Source organism: Microcoleus sp. A6-C6, from assembly GCF_036705955.1.
Taxonomy (GTDB): domain Bacteria; phylum Cyanobacteriota; class Cyanobacteriia; order Cyanobacteriales; family Microcoleaceae; genus Microcoleus.
This window is the reverse complement of the sequence record NZ_JAUBVR010000131.1, coordinates 1-8,365: the sequence shown is the minus strand read 5'-3', so window position 1 is coordinate 8,365 and position 8,365 is coordinate 1. Positions and strand designations below refer to the sequence as shown.

The following is an 8,365-nucleotide window of genomic DNA, read 5'->3' as shown; positions in this document are numbered from 1 at the left end:
CTATCCTTTCTCTTCGCTGTGCTTATCTCAACGGTCAACTTTCAATTTGATGTATTTGCCAAAGTGAGATGCACCCGCCCAAATTGCTAAAGTTCTCGGTTGCAGTGAAGGAACAGTGCGAAAACATTTGGAGCACATTCACTGCAAACTCGGTGTACAAACCAGAACGGCTGCTGTGATGGTTGCTCTGGAAAAATTGGGGCTGCTACCCGAGTAATTTGTTGCATTTTCTTTACAATTATATACGCGGATCGTCGTATTGTTTCCCAAGTTTAGGTTGAAGAGAATTAGAGCATACACAAAGCAAACAGCCTCAATGTAGTTGCTGTTTTGGTGAAGTGTTTAATTGACAAAAACTCAAACTTAAATTCAGGAGACAAGATTATGGCAAACCATGAAATGATTGAACTAGACTACGATCCATTGGAATTTCTAGATGGGGAAGGACTAGCCACCGTGGTTAGTTCAGAAGGTGGAGCGGAAGTAGCGACAGCAGATGAGCAGATGGCAGCAACTTTAGAGCTTCATGAAGCCCTGGCTGGTTGCTTTAGTATAGTTGGGCCGATCGCAATTTGCTATACCAAAGTTGGCGCTGGCTTTAAAGTCTGCTTGAAACTAGCAGGACTCGAAGTTGCCTGCGCCAATATAGGTCTCAATAAGTGCCAGACACTTCAAGGCAATATACTTTTAGCGAAGGCATCAATTAAAGTATGTTTGCAAGGTACGTGTCTGAAGTATGAGGCAAATGCTTGTTATCGGACGACTCCTTTTTCGTCGTGGAAGTGTGTTTCTAAGAGCGGCACGATTATCTGCGTGTAGCTAGCTTTTTCGACGTAAATTCTGGGCGTGGATTGTCAGGAGAAACTGCTAAAAAAAACTATTTTGTGTTTGAGTCCGAGGACAAAAATCGCGCGCTATAAATGCTAGCTGCTATTTTGTCCTAAGACTGAGCCAGAATGATAAAAGCTACCCCCTGATCTCTACCTTAAAACTCATCGTTAGAATAAGTAATCGAAGTCTTCTAGATGACTAGAAGACTTTTTTAATCGCAGATTCCCAGACGTGCGACATCCTGCTGCTTTTCGGTTTTAATCGATCGCACGGCGTTGCTGTTTAAGGGATTGTGATGGCGGATTTTTGGCAGGATTTAAGAGTTAATTGGGTGAAGTTTGGACGGTGGGCGAGGGACTGGGTGAAGATGAACTCGGTAAAGATGGATTCGGTGAGGGCTTTGGTGAAGGAGTGGATGAGTCGGATTTTTTGAGACCGACAAAAGCATCATAGCGGGTGGTACGATCGCCAATGATGGCCGCTGTAATGCCGATCGACCGCGTGGCATCTATCCAGATTTTTTGGCTGGGAGGAAACTCCGGCAAAGCTAGGTTTTTCGGGTTAAACGCACTCTCGGTGTCGATGAAGAAATTGCCGTTGTGAGGCTTAAGTTGCGATCGTACAGTTTTTTGGAACAATTCGCTACTTAAAAGCGGACTTTTCGGCGCCGGAACAATCGCGTCAACCACGGGAGCTCCTACTGTAATAAATGCCACATCATTCATCCAGCCGCGAGTTACAGTAATCCCTCCAAACGCCGATGTCCATTTAGTCGCAGGTTGCCCGCCCACTTGAATTTCTTCAACTCTAAACCCTTTAGTTTTCATCGTTTCATCAAGCTGTTTCAGGGATTTATTCGCGGCGCTGCGGTTGTTTGTTTCCACCATAAATACAAATCCCGCAGCAAATTTGTCTTTCGGATTCTGCGTGGGGGCTGGTATTAATGATAGAGAAAATTCTCCCGCCATCCAGTTGATGAAGTCTTTATCTAAATCCTGGCCGGTAGTCGATTTTAAACCTGTGCGTAAAACTTGGGGATTAATCGGGGCCAGCGGGTTAGCATCGGCTCCCAATACGTAGTCTTGCCACAAACGCTGCAAGTTCCCGCCGGATACCATCATGATTGTATTGTTTGGCAGGCGGTTAGCCATTTTGAGAGCATTGTTTTCTACTGCTATACGAATGGTAGAATCAGGTTTTAGCCAAGAGATTGATTTGAATCCAATTCCGTCTGTATCCAGCGTCGCTGTGGTGGCAAATCCTTGATTTTGTTGCAGTTTTTCGAGGTTTTCCGCCGAAATTTCGCGGGATGAGTTGGCGGCTGTAAAGGCTGCTGCAACGGGCATATTCACGTAGATTTGACCGAAGGCACCGGCATCTTTGATTTGTTGGATGGCGTCTGCATAGCCGGGGGTTTTGGCGAGGGATGGTTCGCCTTTGTAGGTGTCAATTATTCTGTCTGTGGCGGTGGGATCTGTGGTGACTACTAGATAGTTTGTGCCGAGTACCGCGACTGAGAAATTGCGATCGGGTATACCTTGAGTTTCTGTAACTTGCACCCCTTTATAATTGCGCTCCACCATTTTTCCTTGGTTGAGGGGTCTGGGTTTTGCTAATAATTCTTTGGCTTTGATCGGGTTAGAGATGGGCAGGATAATTGCTACTGACTGCTGAATTGGCTGAGGCGGGGGCGCGTTGGGTGCGCGCGGGGGGACTGGTATGGCTGTTTTGTTGCGCAGAAAGGCTACCATTGCGGTGTTACCCACCCAAGGCTGAATGTCTTGCTGATAGGCGTAACCGTTGCTTGTCAGGAGGCGATCGCGCAATTCGCTTAAAAACCTTTCAAACGAAGCTTTGGACTCCGGCGTGCCAAATTCTCGCAGTCTATTCCACTGCGATTCATCGGTAGTGATGGATAGAGCCATCATCGCATCTTGTGGAACAACCGTTGCTCCCGCTGGCAAATCTTTGGCGGGGCCACGGGAAATGACGATCGAGTACACGAGGATACCTAAACCGATCAGAAGTGTGGCGGCTCCGATCGTAAACAGTAGGGAAGATTTATCTTTCTTAAACATTATTCGTAAGGTTCGGGTGCTCGCAACATCATAAATTATATCGGGCATCGGGCATCGGGCATCGGGCATCGGGCATTGGTAATTTGTTATTTGTTATTTGTTATTAGAAAAACTACTAACAAGTAACCACTAACCACTATAGTCCTAGATACGGAAACCGTTTTTTTACTAAACAGTGCATTTTCGCCTTTAATACTGGTGAAAAACCCGGTTTATTTCGTATTTACGCGAATTCCTACACTAACTATTCCCAATGCCCAATGCCCAATGCCCAATGCCCTAATATTAGTTTCTAGCCTTAAAGTCTTTAAAGATAGTTTGAAACGAGTACATCAACCGATGGACATCATTTGTGGCTCTAGGAAAAATATTGAGTTCCCATTTTTTGCGAGCCGTAGTTAGCAGTTTTGCCACGGGTTGTGAGTAACTATTAGAAATGAAATAGCTGCCGCCTTCGTAGCGAATATCTGACGCTAATCCAATAAAAGCACCAGCCATTTCTAGTTGAAGTTCCGAGGTACTATGTTCAGCTTTTACTGCTAAAATCACCTGGGAGTGTCGAGGCTCGCGGTTGAGCAAGCGACAAATATTTGCTTCTTTTTGGTACAAGATTAAAACGTTGCAATTGTGCAGAACTCCGGCTCTACCTTGGACTTTGACTCCGAGGTGAATTTCTAGGGCTGGTTTGTCGGGAAATTCCACCACAGCATGAGTGTATGGATGTGCGGTTCCGTGGATTGTTCCCGCTGTTTTTCTAAATGTTAAATTTTTCGGTGTTTCGTCGTCTAAAACATTGTTATAATAGATATTGCCACTTTCATTGGCAACTGCTTTGAGCAGGATGGTAAAAAGGTAAGCATCAAAAATTCTTGCTTGTTCTAGCACTCCGTTGAAATCGGGATCGATCGAGCTTTTTAATTTGCTCTTGATTTCGGAATTGACGGCGTAGTTGCTCGGCTCAGAGGGCAGTTTTTCGAGTAATTGTTTGAGGGCGATCGCCTGTTTGTGGCGTGGGGCTGTCACGCTGGAGGTAAACTCGATTGTTTGGGCTGTTTCTGCTGCGGAATTCGCAAATACAATTTTTGTGCCGAGGGGGGATGTTTCTGATTCTACTTTCAGGAAATAAGCAATTTCGTCTTCCATTTCCGAAGTGTTCACCGTCGCTTGTTCGACAGCAGCAATTAACAGCAAAAGTTGTTCTTTTGCGGTATAATCTTCTATCTTCAGCAGGGGTGTCTTTCTTTTGAGCGATCGCTCTTGAATTACTTTGCCTATCTCTACAGTATCCGCAACTTGTTGAACTACCCAACCCAAGTTAAACTCATTCAGAATTGCGGCCAGTTCTTGATAGAGTTTGGCATATTCGATCTCGTCCATAATAGTTTCTGCACTGCACACTATTCTGATTATACAAGCTAGTTGATTTTTTTGTCAATCGTCTACCAATTTTAGATTTTAGAATTACTCTAACGGATGAATCCAGGGATTTTTTAGTCAACAGTCAACAGCTAGATGCCAATTAGCAGTAAGCTATTTTACAACAAACACGCGATCGCAAAAATGGCAACTATCAACGACAACTACCTCAAACTCAAAGCCGGCTACCTGTTTCCCGAAATTGGGCGCAGAGTGAAAGCATACGCAGATGCGAATCCCCAAGCGCCCATCATCCGGCTGGGGATTGGCGATGTCACCGAACCCTTACCAGAAGCTTGTCGCGAGGCGATGGTGGCCGCGGTAGCAGAAATGGGTTCGCGGGATACCTTCAAAGGATACGGCCCGGAACAAGGTTATGAGTGGCTGCGGCAGAAAATTGCCGAGCACGATTTCCAAGCGCGGGGATGCGAGATTGATGCTTCGGAAATCTTTATTTCTGACGGTTCTAAGTGCGACTGCGGCAACATTCTCGATATCTTTGGCAACAATAACACGATCGCAGTTACAGACCCAGTTTATCCGGTGTATGTAGACACAAACGTGATGGCCGGACACACGGGAGATGCGAACGATAAAGGCGAGTACGAAGGCTTTGTTTACCTGCCAATTACAGCAGATAACAACTTTACAGCCCAAATTCCCACAGACAAAAAAGTCGATTTAATTTACCTGTGTTTCCCGAACAATCCGACGGGCGCAACTGCAACGAAGGAACACTTGCAAGCTTGGGTAAATTATGCTAAGGTGAACGGCTCGATTATTTTCTTCGATGCAGCCTACGAAGCATACATTACCGATCCGAGTTTACCGCATTCTATCTACGAAATTGAAGGTGCGCGCGATTGTGCGATCGAATTTCGTTCATTCTCAAAAAATGCTGGTTTCACCGGTACTCGCTGCGCCTTTACAGTAGTACCGAAGACTTTAACAGGAAAAGCAGCAGACGGTTCCGATGTGGAAATTTGGAAATTGTGGAACCGCCGCCAATCTACTAAGTTTAACGGCGTTTCTTACATCGTGCAGCGCGGTGCAGAAGCGGTTTATTCTGAGAAAGGCAAGGCTGAAATTCAGGCATTAGTCAATTTTTACATGGAAAATGCGGCGATTATTCGCGAGAAATTGACAGCGGCGGGAATCGAGGTTTACGGTGGCGAAAATGCGCCTTATGTGTGGGTAAAAACGCCTCACGGTTTGACGAGTTGGGAGTTTTTTGATAAGTTGCTGCAAACTGTAAATGTGGTGGGGACACCGGGTTCTGGTTTCGGCGCGGCGGGTGAGGGTTATTTCCGCATTTCGGCATTTAATAGTCGGGAAAATGTCGAGGAAGCGATGCGACGGATTGGGGAAGAGTTTAAGGTGTAAAAGCGCGAGAGATAAGTCTTTTTGGGGCGGGCAAGATGCCCACCCCACAAGAATTTGATATGTTGTGGGGTGGGCATCTTGCCTGTTTCTTTGGGCGGGCAAGATGCCCACCCCACAAGAATTTGATATGTTGTGGAACAGGCATCTTGCGGACTGGCGGACTGAGCCATGTTCTACAGCATTATAATGTATTATAAATATACGAGTCCGCTTCTCCTCTAGTCAAATAACTCTATGGCTCCCCCTTCGCCATCTCCCTGTCCGTTTTCTGCACCCTCTATGCTGAAAAAGCGCGATTGCTTTGTGGGGCGCAAAGACGAACTAAAATTTATTCAATCTCAGATGACAGGCCCACAGCCAACCAGCGTTAATATTGTGGGGCCACATAAAATTGGCAAGTCATCCCTACTTTGGCGTTTTTATCAAATTTGTCGCAATCATCGTCAATACACTTCCAGCCCTTATGCTGTCATTTATTTATCATTTCAAGATGGTGAATGCCAAGAAGAAAATACTTTCTATCAAGCAGTTGCTCAAAAGTTGAGCGACGTGCCAGTTATTCAAGCCAAACCAAGTTTAGTTACAGCTTTTCAAGCTCCCGATTGGAATCGTCGTACCTTTGCTAAAGCCATTAGACTTTGTGAGGCAGAGAAAATATTACCAGTCTTATGTATAGATAAATTTGAAGCGCTGTTTCAGGATAGTTATCGCGAAAAATTTGATGAAGGATTTTATGATAATCTTCACTCCTTAATCAACAATAGCGCGATGATGTTGGTATTAGCCTCTCTAGAAACTCTTGATTCCTACCGCACCAAATATAAACTGACCTCTTCTTTTTTCAACGTCGGTTCAGACTGCTCATTAAAAAATTTTTCAGAAGCAGAAGCTCAAAAATTAGTCGAGTTGCCTAAAGGAACAATACCAGCTTTAACTGAAACAAATCAGCGCCTAGCTTTGGAGTGGGGAGAAGGGCATCCTGTGCTTTTGCAATTAGCCGGAAGATATCTCTGGCAAGCGCAACAAGATCGTAAAGATGTGAAGTGGGCTAAGCAGAATTTTCAAAACCAAGCCAGGGTAGTTTTACAATTGCCAACTCCACCCAAGCGCCCTCAGAAGTTTTGGCATTTGCTGCGCTGGCTATTCTGGGATGTGCCAATTTGGGTGGGCAATTTAACTAAAAATTTCGGGCTAAAACTTGATGAAATATTTACTTGGGGAATTGGTCTAATTGTGATAATTGTTCTGATTATGGTTTTACGAGGTGTAATTCCTGGAGAGACTGTTTCGGATTTGTTCAAAAAGCTTTTGTGTAACAGTTTGGGTGGATTGTTAGGGAAGTGGTGTGATGGTTAGGATAAATATGAATCTGACTTATCTAGCTGAATGTGCTCGCCTTCTCTACTGGATTTACTTTAAACCTTTTACTTTGGCGGAGTGGCTGCGGGAAATTCACCCCGATTTGAAATTTTATACTAATCCTTTTAGTATGCGGGCGGAGTTTAGAGATAATCCTAAGCTGCGGCGGTATGCGGGACAAGTCTGGTTTTTGACAGTAGCAGTGCCTGTAGTAGCTGCACTGCTAGTTGGCATCATTTATTCCCTGGTAGTCGAGCCATTTAATTGGTTGAGAAGCAGTCTTTTTTTGATGGGCTGGTTTCTTGGAAACTGGGTAGCACGGGGCGATAATACCAAGTTGCAAAAGTGGTTGAGAGCAATTACGTGGATTGTTATTAGTATTATTTTTTTGATGACTACTGGTCTGTTATTCGCAACTGAACTAACGCCCTCGATTCTACAACTCATCCCCCTACAATCTTTATTTCAATCTCAGTTTTATGTTGTGGCGTTGGGTGTGGCGTTGGGTGTGGCGTTGGGTTTGCTGTCCGGTGTGGCATCTGGTGTGGCGTTGGGTGTGGCGTTGAGTGTGGCGTTGGGTTTGCTGTCCGGTGTGGCATCTGGTGTGGCGTCCGGTGTGGCGTTGGGTGTGGCGTCCGGTGTGGTGTCCGGTGGGAAGTTGGGTATGGCGTCCGGTGTGATGTTGGTGGCGTCCATTCTGGGGTTGGCTATGGATTTGGATTTGGCGTCCGGTGTGGAGTTTGATGTGGCGTTCGGTATGGCGTTCCTTGTGGCGTCCGGTGTGGCCTTCATTCTGGGCACTTTGCGGGTTTATTTCTGGATTCCAGAATTACTGTGGATGTTTTTATTGTTGCGGTTCGTGCCGGAGGGAGACGAAGTAAAATGGCTGCGGTGTCTGCCACCGTACTTCGACCAAATCATTCACTTACCGATGCCTTTGATGGATTCGTTTATCGTCAAAGCTTATCAGCACAATCGACTTGCAGCGCTACAAACCCTCCTTTATCTAATCCGCTCAACTAATCAACAAAAAGTAGTATTAAAGGCAATGGTGGGAATTGCCATTGATACCCTCAACCGCTGTCATAATTCTGAAGATATCGTTGCCATTACCGAACAACTTGCCTGGATAGCCTCAGCACCGCCACCCGAAATCGGTGCCGTACTACCTGAATTTTTAGCAATCAGCCAAGATGTCCGCGCCGCCGAAAATGCTAGTTCTGCCGTAAGGATTCAGGTCTAAGATTGGGGAATTAAAGAAGGCATAAATAAGTCACAAAAATGGGCAGATATAGCAT

At 45.4% G+C, this 8,365-nt stretch carries 7 protein-coding genes; 5 read left to right on the top strand and 2 right to left on the bottom strand.

The window, feature by feature from the left end; translation table 11 throughout:
- Positions 1-82 precede the first annotated feature (82 nt).
- Together QUB52_RS29365 and QUB52_RS28000 are read left to right on the top strand one after the other, a co-directional pair.
- Entirely contained in the window at positions 83-217 is a 135-nt protein-coding gene (locus QUB52_RS29365; protein ID WP_442923234.1) for a LuxR C-terminal-related transcriptional regulator, read from the top strand.
- A 167-nt stretch (positions 218-384) separates the two neighbouring features.
- Entirely contained in the window at positions 385-819 is a 435-nt protein-coding gene (locus QUB52_RS28000; protein WP_332975546.1) for a hypothetical protein, read from the top strand.
- 335 nt (positions 820-1,154) lie between these two features.
- On the opposite strand, the gene QUB52_RS27995 is transcribed toward QUB52_RS28000, so the two are convergent.
- Together QUB52_RS27995 and QUB52_RS27990 are read right to left on the bottom strand one after the other, a co-directional pair.
- Positions 1,155-2,909 (bottom strand): DUF3352 domain-containing protein, encoded by a 1,755-nt coding sequence (locus tag QUB52_RS27995; RefSeq protein WP_332975545.1) that lies wholly within the window; start codon positions 2,907-2,909, stop codon positions 1,155-1,157.
- 285 nt (positions 2,910-3,194) lie between these two features.
- The gene (locus QUB52_RS27990) at positions 3,195-4,286 is read right to left on the bottom strand and encodes a hypothetical protein (RefSeq protein WP_332975544.1); all 1,092 of its coding nucleotides are present in this window, start codon (positions 4,284-4,286) and stop codon (positions 3,195-3,197) included.
- A 183-nt stretch (positions 4,287-4,469) separates the two neighbouring features.
- On the opposite strand from QUB52_RS27990, the gene QUB52_RS27985 reads away from it, so the two are divergent.
- The 3 genes from QUB52_RS27985 to QUB52_RS27975 all read left to right on the top strand — a co-directional run bounded on the left by QUB52_RS27985 (position 4,470) and on the right by QUB52_RS27975 (position 8,310).
- Positions 4,470-5,708 (top strand): LL-diaminopimelate aminotransferase, encoded by a 1,239-nt coding sequence (locus QUB52_RS27985; protein ID WP_332975547.1) that lies wholly within the window; start codon positions 4,470-4,472, stop codon positions 5,706-5,708.
- Between the two features lie 234 nt (positions 5,709-5,942).
- Positions 5,943-7,064: an AAA-like domain-containing protein gene (locus QUB52_RS27980; RefSeq protein ID WP_332975543.1), complete on the top strand. Its 1,122-nt coding sequence runs from the start codon at positions 5,943-5,945 to the stop codon at positions 7,062-7,064.
- Between the two features lie 7 nt (positions 7,065-7,071).
- Positions 7,072-8,310, top strand: coding sequence for a hypothetical protein (locus QUB52_RS27975; RefSeq protein ID WP_332975542.1), 1,239 nt, complete (start codon positions 7,072-7,074; stop codon positions 8,308-8,310).
- Positions 8,311-8,365: the final 55 nt, after the last annotated feature.

Bases quoted from the DNA above. Each gene is read 5' to 3' on its own strand.
- QUB52_RS27985 (WP_332975547.1), top strand. From the start codon at position 4,470: ATGGCAACTATCAACGACAACTACCTCAAACTCAAAGCCGGCTACCTG.
- QUB52_RS27975 (WP_332975542.1), top strand. From the start codon at position 7,072: ATGAATCTGACTTATCTAGCTGAATGTGCTCGCCTTCTCTACTGGATT.
- QUB52_RS27995 (WP_332975545.1), bottom strand. From the start codon at position 2,909: ATGTTTAAGAAAGATAAATCTTCCCTACTGTTTACGATCGGAGCCGCC.
- QUB52_RS28000 (WP_332975546.1), top strand. From the start codon at position 385: ATGGCAAACCATGAAATGATTGAACTAGACTACGATCCATTGGAATTT.
- QUB52_RS27980 (WP_332975543.1), top strand. From the start codon at position 5,943: ATGGCTCCCCCTTCGCCATCTCCCTGTCCGTTTTCTGCACCCTCTATG.
- QUB52_RS27990 (WP_332975544.1), bottom strand. From the start codon at position 4,286: ATGGACGAGATCGAATATGCCAAACTCTATCAAGAACTGGCCGCAATT.